The sequence below is a fragment of the Phycisphaerae bacterium genome, from assembly GCA_017999985.1.
GTDB lineage: Bacteria > Planctomycetota > Phycisphaerae > UBA1845 > Fen-1342 > JAGNKU01.
Genome location: JAGNKU010000002.1, coordinates 348485 through 363436, shown reverse-complemented (window position 1 = coordinate 363436; position 14952 = coordinate 348485). Strand labels below are relative to the sequence as shown.

The 14952-nt window shown below is 67.5% G+C and carries 13 protein-coding genes; 12 read left to right on the top strand and 1 reads right to left on the bottom strand.

What is annotated here, in order from left to right:
* Positions 1 to 19 precede the first annotated feature (19 nt).
* From KA383_04975 to KA383_04920, 12 genes are all read left to right on the top strand, one after another.
* Complete coding sequence (locus tag KA383_04975) at positions 20 to 961, top strand: branched-chain amino acid ABC transporter permease (GenBank protein MBP7745464.1); 942 nt, start codon at positions 20 to 22, stop codon at positions 959 to 961.
* A gap of 123 nt (positions 962 to 1084) precedes the next feature.
* Positions 1085 to 2182, top strand: coding sequence for a branched-chain amino acid ABC transporter permease (locus KA383_04970; protein ID MBP7745463.1), 1098 nt, complete (start codon positions 1085 to 1087; stop codon positions 2180 to 2182).
* Positions 2183 to 2383: 201 nt separating this feature from the next.
* A complete protein-coding gene (locus tag KA383_04965; protein ID MBP7745462.1) occupies positions 2384 to 3184 on the top strand; it encodes an ABC transporter ATP-binding protein in 801 nt (266 codons plus the stop codon).
* Positions 3185 to 3345: 161 nt separating this feature from the next.
* A complete protein-coding gene (locus KA383_04960; protein ID MBP7745461.1) occupies positions 3346 to 4059 on the top strand; it encodes an ABC transporter ATP-binding protein in 714 nt (237 codons plus the stop codon).
* A 109-nt stretch (positions 4060 to 4168) separates the two neighbouring features.
* Positions 4169 to 5779, top strand: a complete 1611-nt coding sequence (locus KA383_04955) for a sodium:calcium symporter (protein MBP7745460.1) — start codon at positions 4169 to 4171, stop codon at positions 5777 to 5779.
* Positions 5776 to 5928: a hypothetical protein gene (locus KA383_04950; protein MBP7745459.1), complete on the top strand. Its 153-nt coding sequence runs from the start codon at positions 5776 to 5778 to the stop codon at positions 5926 to 5928. The genes KA383_04955 and KA383_04950 overlap by 4 nt, the downstream gene beginning before the upstream one ends.
* Before the next feature lie 59 nt (positions 5929 to 5987).
* Positions 5988 to 7118, top strand: a complete 1131-nt coding sequence (locus KA383_04945) for a glycosyltransferase family 4 protein (protein ID MBP7745458.1) — start codon at positions 5988 to 5990, stop codon at positions 7116 to 7118.
* The gene (locus KA383_04940; GenBank protein ID MBP7745457.1) at positions 7115 to 7663 is read left to right on the top strand and encodes a hypothetical protein; all 549 of its coding nucleotides are present in this window, start codon (positions 7115 to 7117) and stop codon (positions 7661 to 7663) included. The genes KA383_04945 and KA383_04940 overlap by 4 nt, the downstream gene beginning before the upstream one ends.
* 205 nt (positions 7664 to 7868) lie before the next feature.
* A complete protein-coding gene (locus KA383_04935) occupies positions 7869 to 10397 on the top strand; it encodes an ATP-dependent Clp protease ATP-binding subunit (protein ID MBP7745456.1) in 2529 nt (842 codons plus the stop codon).
* A 212-nt stretch (positions 10398 to 10609) separates the two neighbouring features.
* Positions 10610 to 11083, top strand: a complete 474-nt coding sequence (locus tag KA383_04930; GenBank protein ID MBP7745455.1) for a hypothetical protein — start codon at positions 10610 to 10612, stop codon at positions 11081 to 11083.
* Between the two features lie 134 nt (positions 11084 to 11217).
* Complete coding sequence (locus KA383_04925) at positions 11218 to 12627, top strand: hypothetical protein (protein MBP7745454.1); 1410 nt, start codon at positions 11218 to 11220, stop codon at positions 12625 to 12627.
* 84 nt (positions 12628 to 12711) lie between these two features.
* Complete coding sequence (locus KA383_04920; GenBank protein MBP7745453.1) at positions 12712 to 13473, top strand: prepilin-type N-terminal cleavage/methylation domain-containing protein; 762 nt, start codon at positions 12712 to 12714, stop codon at positions 13471 to 13473.
* Between the two features lie 164 nt (positions 13474 to 13637).
* Here the strand turns inward: KA383_04920 and KA383_04915 are convergent, their stop codons facing one another.
* Positions 13638 to 14897 (bottom strand): metallophosphoesterase, encoded by a 1260-nt coding sequence (locus KA383_04915; protein ID MBP7745452.1) that lies wholly within the window; start codon positions 14895 to 14897, stop codon positions 13638 to 13640.
* Positions 14898 to 14952 lie beyond the last annotated feature (55 nt).

The window sequence follows — 14952 nt, the reverse complement described above, 5'->3', positions numbered from 1 at the left end:
AGGGGGTGGCCGAGTTGCCGTGACCAAGCTGATTCAAACCCTGATCGACGGGTTCGCCGTCGGTGGCCTGTATGCGTTGATCGCCCTGGGCTACACGATGGTGTATGGCATCCTGAAGTTCATCAATTTCGCGCATAGCGACATCTTCGTCCTGGGGGCCTGGCTCTCGTTCGTCGTCGCGGCGCACGTGCTCGGGCTGGGCCTTGATGCCGTGGGGCCGGCGGCGGCGCCGTGGTGGGCCGGAATCGTCGTGCTGGTGGCGGCCATGGCGGCGTGCGGCGCGGTGGGGTTCATCATCGAGCGCCTGGCCTACAAGCCGCTGCGCCATGCGCCGCGCTTGAATGTCCTGATCACGGCGATCGGCGTGTCGCTGCTGCTCCAGAACACCGGGCAGCTCCGGGTGTTCTTCGGCCCGTATCCGAAGAGTATGCCGCGGCTGCTGCCGGACGTGACGATCGTCGAGTTCGCCGGCGTGAAACTGCCGCTGGTCGACGTGGTGGTGATGGGCCTGGCGCTGGCGCTAATGCTGGCGCTGGAGTGGCTGATCTTCCGGACCAAGATCGGGCGCGGGATGCGGGCGGTCTCCTACAACACGCAGAACGCGTCGCTGATGGGCGTGAACGTGAGTGCGATCATCTCGTTCACGTTCGTGCTGGGCTCCGCGCTGGCCGCCGCCGCCGGGTTCCTGTACGGGATGAAATACCCCGCGGCCCTGAAGCAGCCGGCCGACGTGGCGTGGGTCATGCTGGGCTTGAAGGCGTTCGTGGCCGCGGTGGTGGGGGGCATCGGCAACGTGCGCGGGGCCATGTTCGGTGGCTTCCTCATCGGGTTGCTCGAATTCTTCGGCGCCGCATACCTGGACCCGTTGTACCGGGACGTATACGTATTCTCGCTGTTGATCCTCGTGTTGTTGTTCCGGCCGAGCGGGCTGCTGGGTCGCTCGACGGTGGAGAAGGTATGAGTCGCCGGAAACCGAACGGACGTGGACGACTGGCGGAGGCCCCATGAGCCTGTGATTCAGACGCAGCCCAAAATCGTGTCACGCGGCGCGGCGGCGCTGGCCGTGCCGCGCAGCGCCGGGCCGCTGCTCGTTGGCGTCGCGCTCGCGCTGGCGCTGCATTTCTGGGTGCAGCCGGCGAGCGGTCCCTTTGCGACCAAGGTGCTCCTGGACATCGGCATCAACGTCATCCTCGCCGTGTCGCTCACGCTGGTGAACGGGTTCACCGGCCAGTTCTCCATCGGCCACGCCGGCTTCATGGCCCTGGGCGGATACGCCGCCGCGGCGGTGACCTATTACGGTTCGTTCCGGCTCTTCGGCAGTGCGGCGTTTCGCGGCGGCGTGCTGAGCTGGACCGTCAGCCAGGGGGAATGGGGTGGGGGCCTGCTGGGCGGCGGCGATGTGCTGTTCCTGGTGGCGTGCCTGGTGGGGGGGCTGGTGGCGGCGGTGGCGGGCTACGTAGTGGGGCTGCCATCATTGCGTCTGCGCGGCGACTACCTGGCGATCGTAACGCTCGGTTTTGGCGAGATCGTGCGGGTGCTGTTGCAGGCCTCGCAGCCGCAGCTCTTCGGGGCGGACGAGATTCAGGCGACGGCGGCGTGGCGGCTGAGCGTGAGCCTGGGCGGCGCGCTCGGCTTCATCAGCCTGCCGTTCTACACGACACTGTTCTGGGTGTACGCGTTCGTGGCGCTGACGCTGATCGTCACCTGTCGCATCAAGTATTCGAGTTATGGCCGCGCGTTCCTGTCGATCCGCGAGGACGAGATCGCCGCCGAGGCCATGGGCATTCACACGACGCGCTACAAGGTGCGGGCCTTCGTGCTGGCGGCGTTCTTCGCGGGCCTGGCGGGGGCGCTCTACGGCCACTCGATCGGCTCCATCAACGCGGGCGAGCTTGGCTTCCAGAAGTCGTTCGACCTGATCATCATGGTCGTGCTCGGCGGCATGGGCTCGATCTCCGGTTCGACGCTCGCGGCGGTGCTGCTCACGCTGCTGCCCGAGTTGCTGCGGACGGTGACGGACCACGTAAACCAGTTCCTGCCGGCACGATACGCGCTGCCCGATCTGCGCATGATCATCTACTCGTTGGCGCTGATCCTGATGATGATCCTCCGCCCGCAAGGCCTGCTGGGGCTACACGAGATCTGGGATCTCCGCCGCCGCCGCCCGCCGGTGATGAAGTGATAAGGTGACAGCATCGCGACGTACCAAGGTGAAAAGGTGACAAGGTAACAAAGGGTGCCGCCGCTGCCTGCCAAGTTCTTTGCGCACGTTCGGCCCTGCGCTGTGGTTCAATTCCGCCGCGAGAGCCCACATGGTTACCTTGTCACGTGGTCACCTTGTTACCCGGCCGACCGGCCGCGCGGCGGAGTGTGACTGCTGACCATGCCTGGGCTCCTGGAAATCGCCGACCTCTCGATCGCCTTCGGCGGCCTGAAGGCCGTACAGCATTTCAGCCTGTCCCTGCAGCGCGGCGATCTCCAGGGTCTCATCGGGCCGAATGGCGCGGGCAAGACCACCGTCTTCAATCTGCTCACCGGCGTCTACCGGCCGGGCAGCGGGACGGTGCGCCTGCGGGGACGATCGCTCATCGGATTGCGGCCCTTCCAGATTGCGGCCGCGGGACTGGCCCGGACGTTTCAGGCCAGCCGCCTGTTTCGCGACCTGACGGTGCGTGACAACGTGCGGATCGGCTGCCAGTTGCGCGCCCGGCACGGACTGCTGACGACCGTGCTGCGGACGGCCGGGCACGTCGGTGCGGAGCGCGGCATCCTGCAACGGTGCGACACGCTGCTGGCGGCGTTCGGCCTCGCCAACCGGCAGGATGAGTTGGCCCGCAACCTGCCCTACGGCGACCAGCGCCGGCTGGAGATGGCCCGGGCCTTGGCGACCGAGCCGCAAGTGCTGCTGCTGGACGAACCGGCGGCGGGGATGAACCCGCAGGAAAAGCAGGCGCTGCGCGAGCTGATTCGCCTGGTGCGGCAGCAGTTCGGCGTCACGATCCTGCTGATCGAGCACGACATGGGCGTGGTGATGGACATCTGCGAGCGGATCACCGTTCTGGACTATGGCGTCACGATCGCCACCGGCACGCCCGCGGAAATCCAGCGGGACCCCAAGGTCATCGAGGCGTACCTTGGAAGCGAACAGGAGAGCAGGCGACCGGGTGAACTGGAGAGCACGTGATTGCACGGGCAACAAGGGGATAAGGGGATAATGCGTGCCGACGAGCGATTCCGAAGCGGTTGGCCAGGCACACCGTCTCCAACAGCGTGGGTGTTGGTCGCGGCGGCCCACATCGTTACTTTATTACCTTGTCACCTTGTCACGTTGTCGCGAGGTCGCGCATGGCGCTGCTTGAAATCCGCGGGCTGCACGTGCACTACGGCGCGATCCATGCGCTGCAGGGGATCGATCTGACCGTGGAGGCCGGGCAGGTCGTGACGCTCATCGGCGCGAACGGCGCGGGCAAATCGACGACGCTGCGCACGATCTCCGGGCTGGTGCGGCCCAGCGCCGGCACGCTGGTCTTCGATGGCCATTCGCTCGCGGGCATGCCGCCGCACGAGATTGTGCGGCTGGGGATCGCCCAAGCGCCCGAGGGCCGGGGCGTGTTCGCCAACCTCACGGTGGCCGAGAACCTGGAGATGGGCGCCTACGCCCGCACCGACCGCGCGGCGATGGCCCGCGACCGCGAGCGGGCGCTGACGCTGTTCCCGCGGCTGCGCGAGCGGCTGAGCCAGAGCGCGGCGACGCTCTCGGGCGGCGAGCAGCAGATGCTGGCGATCGCGCGGGCGCTGTTGGCCCGACCGCGACTGTTGTTGCTCGATGAGCCGTCGCTGGGGCTGGCGCCGCAGGTCGTGCAGACGATCTTCCAGATCATCCGCGAGATCAACGCCGCCGGCACGACGATCCTGCTGGTCGAGCAGAACGCGCGGCTGGCGCTGCAGACGGCGCATCACGGGTACGTGCTGGAGGTGGGCCGGATCGCGCACCACGACGACGCGCGGCGGCTGGAGCAGTGCGACGACGTGCGGCGGGCGTACCTCGGCGTCGGCTAAGCTGGATTGAGGACCCGCGGCGGGGCCAGTAGAATCCCGCGCGGCGCTCTGGTGCGGTCCACGTTCTCTCCGCAACATGTCAGCATACCTGGAGAGGAGCGAGCGGCGTATGGCCCAGGCAAACGAACAATGGGGCACACGGCTGGGCGTGATCCTGGCCGTCGCGGGCTGCGCCGTCGGCATCGGCAACTTCCTGCGTTTTCCCGGGCAGGCGGTCGCGAACGGCGGCGGCACGTTCATGATCCCGTATTTCTGCGCACTCATCTTCCTGGGCATCCCGATCTGCTGGGCCGAGTGGACCATGGGCAAGCTCGGGGGGCGCCTCGGCTATCACTCCTGCCCGGCGATTCTGGGCCTGCTCGGTGGCCGGCGGGAGTGGCACTACGTCGGTGTGCTCGGGTTGATGATGCCGACCATCGTGTACATGTACTACGTCGTGCTGGAATCCTGGTGCCTGGCTTACGCGTGGTACTACCTGTTCGGCTGGGTTGATTTGGGCGACGTGGACACCGAGTTCTCCCTGCGGAGCCAGGAGTTCTTCACCCGGCTCGTCGGCGCGGACCAGGACGGCCTCATGCTCGCAGGTGGGCTGCACCCCAGCGTGTGGTTCTGCATCGCCACGTTCGCGGCCAATTTCTTCCTGATCTACCACGGCATCACCAGGGGCATCGAACGCTTCTGCAACATCGCCATGCCGATCATGATCCTGTGCGCGCTCGTCGTGCTGGTGCGCGTGCTGACCCTGGGTACGCCGAACCCGGCACACCCGGACCTGAACGTGCTGAACGGCCTGGGCTTCATGTGGAACCCCAAACCGACGGGCACCGGCGACGTGGCGACCTTCGCGCTGGCCGACCCGAAAGTCTGGCTGGCCGCGGCCGGGCAGATCTTCTTCACCCTGTCCGTCGGCTTCGGCGTCATCATGAACTACGCCAGCTACCTGAAGCCCAAGGATGATGTTCTGCTGGCCGGCCTGACGGCTTCCGCGACCAACGAGTTCTTTGAAGTGTGCCTGGGCGGCTTGATCACGATCCCGGCGGCGTTCGTGTTCCTTGGGGCGGCGGGGGCCGTCGGCGGGACGTTCGGCATCGGCTTCAACACGCTGCCGGTCGTGTTCGAGTACATGCCCGCCGGGCAGTTCTTTGGCTTCCTCTGGTTCTTCATGCTGTTCCTGGCCGCGGTCACCAGCTCGGTGTCGCTGTTGCAGCCGATGATCGCGTTCCTCGAAGAGGCGCTGCACATCGAGCGGCGGGCCTCGGTGACTCTACTGGGCCTCATCACGGCAACGGGCAGCTTCTTCGTCATCTACTTCAGCAAGGGCCTGGTGGCGCTCGACACGATGGATTTCTGGATGGCCCAGGTGGGCATTCTGATCCTGGGCATGATCGAGATCGTCGTGTTCGGCTGGGTGCTGGGGGCGCGGCGCGGCTACGCAGTGGCCCTGGAGGGCGCGCGTCTGCGCCCGCCGCGCTGGTTTTTCACCGTCTTCATGCGCTTTGTCACGCCGGCGATTCTGATCATCGTGTTGGTGACCTGGTGCTGGCAGAATGCTCCGGATTATGTCCAGACGCTGCGCGGCGGCGGCGTGCCCCTGCTGGCAGTCTGCTTCATGCTGACGATCCTGGTGTTCCTCCTGATTCTCGTGCACATTGCCAGTCGGCGCTGGCCGGTGGGCAGCGGCGAGTTCCCTGCGGCGACGGACGAGGAGGCCCCGCGATGACCGCGGCTGGTTGGCTGTTCATGGTGTGCTCGCTGGGCTTTGTCCTTTTGCTGGTCGTGTTCTGCTTCCACCGCGTGCTCTCCACACCGGCGGCCGCGGACCGCGAAGACACGCCGCCCGATGTCGGTGCGGACGCTCCCGACCGTTGACGTTCGGCGCGCCGAATGCGCGTGTTCGCGGCTGCCCGGTCGTGCTATGCTGCACCGTCATGACTGACAATGACGCGGCCCGCGCCGGTCCACCAGCGGATCTCGCGATCCACGTGCTTCACGTCGTGGGGCGCGACGCGGCCCTGCGTCTCGGCCCCATGCTGGCGCAGGTGATGCAGGCGCTGTCTGCCCGCGGCCTGAAAACGACCCTGGTCACGGACGATGCCGAGCTGGGGGTTCGACTTGCCGACACGCCGGTGGAGTGTCATCTGGTCCCGCACGTCGGCGGCTGGCGTGCCTGGCGCCTGGACGGCTTGCTCACAGCGCGGCTCGCGCCGCCGAATGTGGTGCACGTGTGGGGCCAGGCCGGGCTGGGGTGGCTGCTGCGTTGGGCCCGGCAGGCCGACGTGCCCTGCGTGGCGCACGTGTTTGGGACCGCGCACGGCGAGCAGGCCCTGCGGACCTGTCGACGCGCAAGCGAGCACGTTGTGTTCGCGTCGTCAGCGTTGGCGGCTCCGTTGCTGCCACGCTTTCCACACGCGGCCGCCCGCTGCCGGGTGGTTCCCCCGGCCGTGGCGATTCCGCCGCACACCTCGCCCGCCGATTCCGGGGAGCGCCTCTTCACCGCGCTGTGCGTGGGTCGTTTCGCGGAGGAGCACGGCCTGGAGCTCGTCATCGACGCCGTCGCACAGCTACGCCGCAACCGCGTCGACTTGCAGGTGGGCCTCGTCAGTGACGGGCCGGGCCTGGGTGCAATCTGGCGTCGCATCCGTGAGCGGCGCGTGCGGGAGTGCGTCGCGCTGGTGGACGAGCCGCGGCTCTGGGAAAAGGTGTTGCCGGAGGTGGATGCGTGCCTGCTGCCGGCGGCCGAGCCGGAGCTGACCATCGTGCCGTTGCTGGCGATGGGCCTGGGCAAGCTCGTCATCGCGACGCGGAATCAGCCGGCCGACTGGTTCATCGAGGAACGCACCGCGTGGCAGTTTACGCCGGGGTCCGCGGCCGAGTTGGCGTACCTGTTGACCCGCGCCATCGAGCAGCCGCAGAAGGCCCTGGAGCTGCGCACCGCGGCGGCCCAGTACGTGCGTGCCGAGCACTCGATCGCCGCCATGATCGAGCGGCTGGGGGAACTCTATGCGACCGCGTGTGGGCGATCCGCGGCGGTCTCGGCGGCAACCGGAGGGGCGTCATGAGTCGTCCCGCCCTCACCGAGGGAACGGTGCGCTGGGCGCCGCTGGCAAACCTGCTCTTGCCGGGCGCCGGGCTGATCCTGCTCGGATCGACCGTGTCCGGGCTGCTCGTCGGGGTGGCGTTCGCCGCATGCGCAAACTTTGCCCTGGCGGCGGTGCTGCTGTTTCCGGACGACTACTCGGAGACCCTGCGGGCGCTGGCGATCGGCGTGGCCGGCGGGGCGTACGTGGGCGCGCAGGTGCGCCTGGCCGGCACACTGCGGCGGCGACGGGCCGAGGCGGAGGCGGAGCGCCGGCGGCGCGGACTGCGGGCGGCGGAGGAACTGCTGGCGGGCGGGGCGCCGGAGCGCGCGGTGGAAGTCCTGCAGGAACTGGCGTCCGGTTTTGGCGACGATCTGCTTATCGCTTATCGGCTGGCGCAGGCCTGGACGGCGGCGGGCAACGACGGCCGCGCACGGCTGGCCTGGCGGGAGGTGCGGCGGCTGGATCGGTACGGGATTTACCGCCGGCAGATCGCTGACCACGAGCAAAAGCTGCGGGCGCAATGAGGGCGAGACCGTGTGCGCCCGCCCTATCCAATACAATTGAGCCGCGCGCAGCGGGCGGTCGATAACAGCACAGGCGGTGCGATCGTGCTTGCTGCCGCTACCGGCGCCGCCTAAAATCGAGCGGCATACATACTGGACAGCCCGGCCGGGTCGGAGGGCGTGCGATCCGGCACGTGATCAGACTGCCGCCTGAGGACTTGGACGCATGTTTGAACGCTTCACGGACCGTGCGCGGAAGGTGATGGCGCTGGCCAATCAGGAAGCGCAGCGGTTTAACCACGAGTACATTGGCACGGAACACGTCCTGCTCGGCCTGGTGAAGGAGGGCTCGGGCGTCGGCGCGAATGTGCTGAAGAACCTCGCGGTTGACTTGCGCAAGGTCCGCCTGGAAGTTGAGAAGCTCGTCAAGAGCGGGCCCGAGATGGTCACGATGGGCAAGCTGCCGCACACGCCGCGGGCCAAGCGCGTCATCGAGTACGCGATCGAGGAAGCCCGCAACCTGAACCACAACTACGTCGGCACCGAGCACCTGCTGCTCGGGCTGCTCCGCGAGCAGGACGGGGTGGCGGCGCAGGTCCTGATGAACCTCGGGCTGAAGCTGGACGACGTGCGCGAGGAAGTCCTGAATCTGCTCGGCGCGGGCGTTGAAGGCGAGGAAGCCAGCGCGATCGCGCCGCCGGGCGAGGCCCCGGGCAAGAAAGGCAAGAGCAAGACGCCGGCACTGGATTCGTTCGGCCGCGACCTGACCGAGCTGGCCCGCGAAGGCAAGCTGGATCCGTGCATCGGCCGCGCCGCCGAGATCGAGCGCGTCATCACCGTGCTCTGCCGCCGGATGAAGAACAACCCCGTGCTGCTGGGCGAGGCCGGCGTCGGCAAGACGGCCATCGTCGAGGGTTTGGCGCAGAAGATCATCAACCGGCAGGTGCCGGAGCTGCTGCACGACCGGCGGATCGTGATCCTCGACCTGGCCATGATGGTGGCCGGGACGAAGTACCGTGGCCAGTTCGAAGAGCGCATCAAGGCGGTGATGAACGAGGTCCGCCGGGCGCGCAACGTGATCCTGTTCATCGACGAGCTGCACACGCTGGTCGGCGCGGGCGGCGCGGAAGGCGCGATCGACGCGTCGAACGTGCTGAAGCCGGCGCTCTCGCGCGGCGAGATCCAGTGCATCGGCGCGACGACGTTCGACGAGTTCCGCAAGTACATCGAAAAGGATGCGGCCCTGGCGCGGCGGTTCCAGCCGATCCACGTGGACGAGCCCTCGATGGAGCACACGCTGGAGATCCTCCGCGGCCTGCGCGACCGCTACGAGGCGCACCACCGCGTGCAGATCTCCGACGACGCGATCCGGGCGGCGACCGAGCTTTCGCACCGCTACATCACGGGGCGCGTGCTGCCCGATAAGGCGATCGACGTGATCGACGAGGCGGGCGCGCGCGTGCGCATTCGCAGCATGACCATGCCGCCGGACCTGGCCGACCTGGAGCGTGAGATCGAGCGGCTCAGCGGCGAGAAGGACGAGGCGGTCAAGAACGCGGACTACGAGCGCGCGGCGGAGTTGCGCGACAAGTGCGAAACGCTGCGCATGAAGCGGGAGAACATCCAGCGCGAATGGAAGGACAACGCGCAGGAGGCCGAGGGCATCGTCGACGAGATCGTCATCGGCGAGGTGGTCAGCCGCATGACCGGCATCCCGCTGACGCGCCTGGAGAAGGAAGAGGCCGCGCGGCTGCTCGAGCTGGAAAACGAGCTGCACAAGAAGGTGATCAGCCAGCACGAGGCGATCAGCGCGATCGCCCGCAGCGTGCGGCGCAGCCGGAGCGGCCTGAAGGACCCGAACCGGCCGATGGGCTCGTTCATCTTCCTGGGCCCCTCGGGCGTGGGCAAGACGCTGCTCGCCAAGACGCTCGCCGAGTTCATGTTCGGCGACGAAGACGCGATGATCACGATCGACATGTCGGAGTACATGGAGAAGCACAACGTCAGCCGGCTGATCGGCGCCCCGCCGGGCTATGTCGGCTACGAGGAGGGCGGTCAGCTCACCGAGCGCATCCGGCGCCGGCCGTACGCGGTCGTGCTGCTCGACGAGATCGAGAAGGCCCACCCCGACGTGTTCAACATGCTGCTGCAGATCATGGAGGAAGGCCGTCTGACGGACTCGTTCGGCCGCCACGTGGACTTCCGCAACGTGATTCTGATCATGACCAGCAACATCGGCGCCGACCGCATCATGAGCTCCGATCCGTTCGGGTTCATGAAGCGCGACGAGGACATCAACTACCAGAAGATGAAGGACATGCTCGTCAACGAACTCGAGCGGAACTTCCGCCCCGAGTTTATCAACCGCATCGACGAGGTCGTCGTCTTCCACAAGCTCACGCACGCCGACATGCTCAACATCGTCGACCTCGAACTGGGCAAGGTCGCCAAGCGACTCAAGGAACGCAGCCTCACGCTCGAGCTCACGCCGGAAGCGAAGGAATACCTCGTCGAGAAGGGCACCGACGAGAAATTCGGCGCGCGGCCGCTGCGGCGGACCATCTCCACGATGATCGAAGACCCGCTCAGCGAGGACATCCTGCGCAACAAGTACGCCGGCAAGGGCATCATCCGCGTCTCGGTCACCGGTGAGACCGGGTCCGAGGGCCGGCACTTCGTTTTCGAGGGCGTCGACGCGCCGCCGAAGGGCGGGGCCAAGCCCGACGTGCCGGTCGCGAGTGCCGAGACGACGTAAGCGTCCGCATGCAGCGTCACCCGCCACGTTGAATTCAGTCGTGCGGCCCACGCCGCGACGGCGTTGCCGTCCTGCCTGCCATTCGTTAACATACTGCCATGATGCGGGCCGCCAGCGGTTTCACTGCCATCGGGCCGGGAGGGGCAGCGCACTCTTGTCGCCGTGACGCGCACCGCGCACGTGTCGGGCTGCAGCGCGCGTTTTGGGCGCTCATGATCCTGGCGCACCTGCCGGGCTGGTGCGCCACGCTCGGCGTCGACGGCGCCGGAGGCGCGCGGCTCGATCTCGGCCGGGCGGTCCTCCTGACCGCCACCCAGCTCTTCTTCCTGTTCAAGCTGCTGGACGTGCACTGGCTGCGTCTGCCGCGGGGTCGGCGGGCGTGGCTGGCGGCGGCGTGCGTGATCGCGCTGCTGCATGCCGGCGCCGCGCGCCGTCTGTTCATCGGCGGCGAGACCCTCGACGCATCCTTCATGCCAGCGCTGGTCGTGGGCAGCGTCGCGACCGTGCTGCGTGCTCCGCTCGACACGCGCTTACCGGAATCGCGCGCCGGCCGGCCGCGTGCCTTGCGTCATCGCATGGGCGACTGTCGCAATCGCCTCCTGGCGCACGTGGAGCAGCGCGTGCCTCGCCCGCGCTATCTGCTGGCCGTCTGCGCCGGACACATCAACCGCGCGCCGCCGGCCTGACCGCACAACGGGGAGCATTCGTTCACGCAGGCACCTGACTGGCCGTCGCCGCGGCGATGGTCCGTGCCGGCTCGCGTCGCACGCGCGCGTGCGCCCGGCCTGGCAACGTCTCCCACAACGGAGGTTGACTGAAGATGACTCGTCTGACGATACCCGTACTCGTCGCGCTGGCCTGCGGTGGGTCGGCGCACGCGGAAAAATACTACCTGCTGGTCGGCGCCGACGCCCGGCACTATCCCGGCCCCCAGCGCAACCTCAGCATTCCGGGCGGCATTCCCGGGCCGGTCTATGACGGCGACCGCCTCGCTGGGACGGCCGATGTCGGGCCGCTCGTGCCGTACGTCGGCGCGACCGGCACCTACCCCATGTACGATCCGAACCACCTCGGCTCACTCAGTATGCTCTATCGCCGGGGAACGATTCCCTATGCCGGCGGCGTGCCGATTCTCGGCATCGAGTTCCTCGGCGGCCCGCTGCTGGACCTCGACGGCGATCCGAACGACGCAACCCGCAGCCTGGTTCCGATGCCGCCAGCGACGCCGGCCGAGATTACGGGGACCGACAGTTTCATCGAACTGCTGCCGGATCGGGCGGCGCAGACGATCGCCCTGGCCGACGTCGACGCGACCGGCTGCAACGAGGGCGGTCCCAACATCGGTCCGGACATCTGCACGATCCTCGTGACCATCGCCGGCACGCAGGCGGACGGCACCAAGACCGGGCCCATCAACGCGGGCATCGACACGCGCAGCGGGACGCTTACGCCGTTCGCGGGCACCGGCGGCACACTCACCGGCGTGTATCGCGTGGAAGACCTCGGGTTCGAGCTGTGGGAGGATTCGATTGACCCGTACACGTCGTCGCCGGACGTGCTCGGGACGATGCAGTTTCTGGGTTCGCTGCGCGGATGGCTGGTGCTGCGCGACGCACTGAGCGATGAATTCCCACTGCTGGCCGGGCAGGGCCTCGGCCCGACCGCGTGGCCCGCGGTGGATACGGCGCACATTGGCCAGACGTTCAACACGGCAAACGGCCTTGGCAGCGGCACGGCCACGATCGCGGCCGGCGTCGGCGCGGACGTCTACACCTACATGAACCCCGGCAACGGCAACCTGGATGGCAACGGCGGCCTGCCGCTGACCGACTACAGCGGCGACCTCGGCGCGTATCTCGACGCCGTGGTCCTGCCGCGCGTGCCGGCGATGGCAGATCGCTATGTCTACTTGGAGTCGGCCGGCTTTGGCATCAACAACAGCATGGATCCCGTGTACACCGACACAGTGGGCTATGACCTCGTGCTGATCGGAGCAGCGTCGGTGTGCGGTGGTTTTCGGCACGGTGACGTCAACTGCGATGGCGTGCTCGGCTTCGGCGATATCAATCCGTTCGTGGCGGCGCTCTCTGGAGGAGAAGCAGCCTGGGCAGCCAGCGGCATCCAGTCCGAAGATTGCACGTTCGCGTGTGTAAACGACGTGAATGGCGACGACGCGGTGGACTTCGGTGACATCAACCCCTTCGTGCTGCTGCTGACAAGCCAACCGTAATCGGCGCGCCGATGATCCCTCCCCCTTTCAGGGGGAGGGCAGGGTGGGGGCAGAACGCCGGCCACTCCGGCCGGAGGCCGAACGATGTGCAAGCGTGCGTTTACGCTGATCGAACTGCTCGTGGTGGTCGCCATCCTGGCGATCCTGATATCGATCCTCCTGCCCGCGCTCGGGCGGGCGCGGGCGGCGGCGAAGACGACCGTCTGCGCCTCACACCTCTACCAGCTCGGCACGGCGATCTATGAATACTGGTCCGAGTGGAACGGCCGCGTGCCGTACGTCGAATCGCCCATGACGAACGGCACCGGTCGCCCGCCGCGCAGCCCGTATAACGTCCCCGGCTTCGGCAGCGGCCAATGGAGCGACGCCGATCTCGATCCGTTCGACCGCACGAATTGGCCCATGTCGCTGCCAAACGTGCTGATGCCAAAGTATCTCGGCGCGGAGCCGGGCGTCTTCGTGTGCCCGTCCGCGTTGACCGGCTGGCCGCGTCACGGCGGTGCATACCGCTACACGTATCGCCCGGCGGCGGCGAACCAGCCGAACGGAATCGTGCTGGATGCGAAGGCGTACTGGTATTTCCGCGAGCACTTCGGGTTTCTCGACGGCCGCATGCTGTGCAAGCTGAAGCTGGAACTGACCGGCAACCCGGCGGAGGACGCCCAGCGGATCGTCATCCTGCGCGGCACGTACGTACGCGACCTGATCGTGTGGGAAGGCAGCCAGGTCATCGGCCCGCACCGCGGCGGCATCAACGTGCTGAATCGCGATCTGCAGGTCGAATTCCGCAACGCGCAGACGACCAACGAAGACCTCGCCCCCAACTTTACCGGCTCGAAATTCTGACCACGGACCCCGCGGTCAAGAGCACCACCAAGGCGCAAAGACACGAAGGTGGAGAGCGACGAAGCCACGCAGCTACGAAGCCGGACTTCGTGCCACCGCCGTTTCGCCAATGTCAGGATTTCCGGTAGCTGAAGGCTGACGGCTGATGGCTCGTGCTGCCTGGCTCACGGCTTACGGCTGCGCAGCCTCAGGTGCAGTATTTCCGCCGGCGCATTGACGCGCAGCGGGAACCAGTTCCCCACGCCGTTCGACACGACGAGTGCCGCCGCCCCCTGGCGATACAGCCCGGACCAGTACTTGAATAGGACCGGCCCCGCGCCGATGTCGCTGGTCAGCATGAGCTGTCCGCCGTGCGTGTGGCCGGCGAGTGTCAGCGGGATGCCGGCCGCCGCCGCCCGGTCGAACGCGTGCGGGTGATGGGCGAGCAGAATGGTGAAGGCATCCGGCTGCCGCAGCGCGAACAGATGATCCACGTCGTCGTCGATGGAGCCTCCGTATCCGCTCCAGCGCAGCCCGAGCACCTGTACGCGCTCCCCGCGAATCTCCAGCATGGCGGCCTCGTTCACCAGCAGCGGCACGCCCGCCCGGCGAACGCGTCCCTCAAACTCGGTGCGCCCCTCGAACAAATCGTGGTTGCCCTCGCACATGAACAGCCGCTCGGCGGGCGCAATGCGGCGCAGCACGTCCAGACCGGCGGGCAGGTCGGCGAGGGCATGATCGATCAGATCGCCGGTGAACAGCACCAGGTCGGCGCCCAGGGCATTCGTGCGCGTTACGACGTCATCGAGAATCGGCCCGTTCGTGAACCGGCCCACGTGCAGGTCGCTCAAATGTGCGATCGTCAGCCCGTCCAGCGCCGCCGGCAGCGTCGGCAACCCAACATCCAGTCGGCGGATTCGGAACGTGCTGAGCTGCGACATGGCCTTCGCCTGCGCGGCTCCGGTTGCCAGCACTGGCAGGGCGGTCAGGCCGGCAACCAGAATCTGTCGCCGCGTGGGGCGGGGTGGCCTGTCCTCGGCGGCCGGCCGATCGGCGGGATCGTCAGCGATTTCGGCCCCGACGTTCGGCATACGCCGCGCGCGCAGCGACCGCCGCAGCCACGCGCCGCCGCGCACGGCGGCGCCGAGCGCGGTGCCGCCGGTCAGCACGATGATCGTGAGCGGCAGGATCAGCAGGTGCCAGAGGTAGCAGATTTCGAGCAGCAAGCCGGGTATGGCGGCCCCGTGCCCGGTGAACCGCGAGAGGATCACCCAGGCATACACCACGAGGTTGCCGCCGACAAAGGCCGCCAGAGCGATGCGCCAGCGTCCACCGCGGGGCAGCCGCCGCAGCCGCCGATCCGCCCAGAACCACCAGATGACGGCGAGCACGGGCAGGCCGAACACGATGAGTCGGAAGATGGATATCGCCGCCAAAACTGACATAGCAGCATAGCATAGGCGCGGAATCGTCCCCCGGCGACCCAAAGCACCTGTGAGT

Bases quoted from the DNA above. Each gene is read 5' to 3' on its own strand.
- KA383_04965 (MBP7745462.1), top strand. From the start codon at position 2,384: ATGCCTGGGCTCCTGGAAATCGCCGACCTCTCGATCGCCTTCGGCGGC.
- KA383_04960 (MBP7745461.1), top strand. From the start codon at position 3,346: ATGGCGCTGCTTGAAATCCGCGGGCTGCACGTGCACTACGGCGCGATC.
- KA383_04955 (MBP7745460.1), top strand. From the start codon at position 4,169: ATGGCCCAGGCAAACGAACAATGGGGCACACGGCTGGGCGTGATCCTG.
- KA383_04950 (MBP7745459.1), top strand. From the start codon at position 5,776: ATGACCGCGGCTGGTTGGCTGTTCATGGTGTGCTCGCTGGGCTTTGTC.
- KA383_04945 (MBP7745458.1), top strand. From the start codon at position 5,988: ATGACTGACAATGACGCGGCCCGCGCCGGTCCACCAGCGGATCTCGCG.
- KA383_04940 (MBP7745457.1), top strand. From the start codon at position 7,115: ATGAGTCGTCCCGCCCTCACCGAGGGAACGGTGCGCTGGGCGCCGCTG.
- KA383_04935 (MBP7745456.1), top strand. From the start codon at position 7,869: ATGTTTGAACGCTTCACGGACCGTGCGCGGAAGGTGATGGCGCTGGCC.
- KA383_04930 (MBP7745455.1), top strand. From the start codon at position 10,610: ATGATCCTGGCGCACCTGCCGGGCTGGTGCGCCACGCTCGGCGTCGAC.
- KA383_04925 (MBP7745454.1), top strand. From the start codon at position 11,218: ATGACTCGTCTGACGATACCCGTACTCGTCGCGCTGGCCTGCGGTGGG.
- KA383_04920 (MBP7745453.1), top strand. From the start codon at position 12,712: ATGTGCAAGCGTGCGTTTACGCTGATCGAACTGCTCGTGGTGGTCGCC.
- KA383_04915 (MBP7745452.1), bottom strand. From the start codon at position 14,897: ATGTCAGTTTTGGCGGCGATATCCATCTTCCGACTCATCGTGTTCGGC.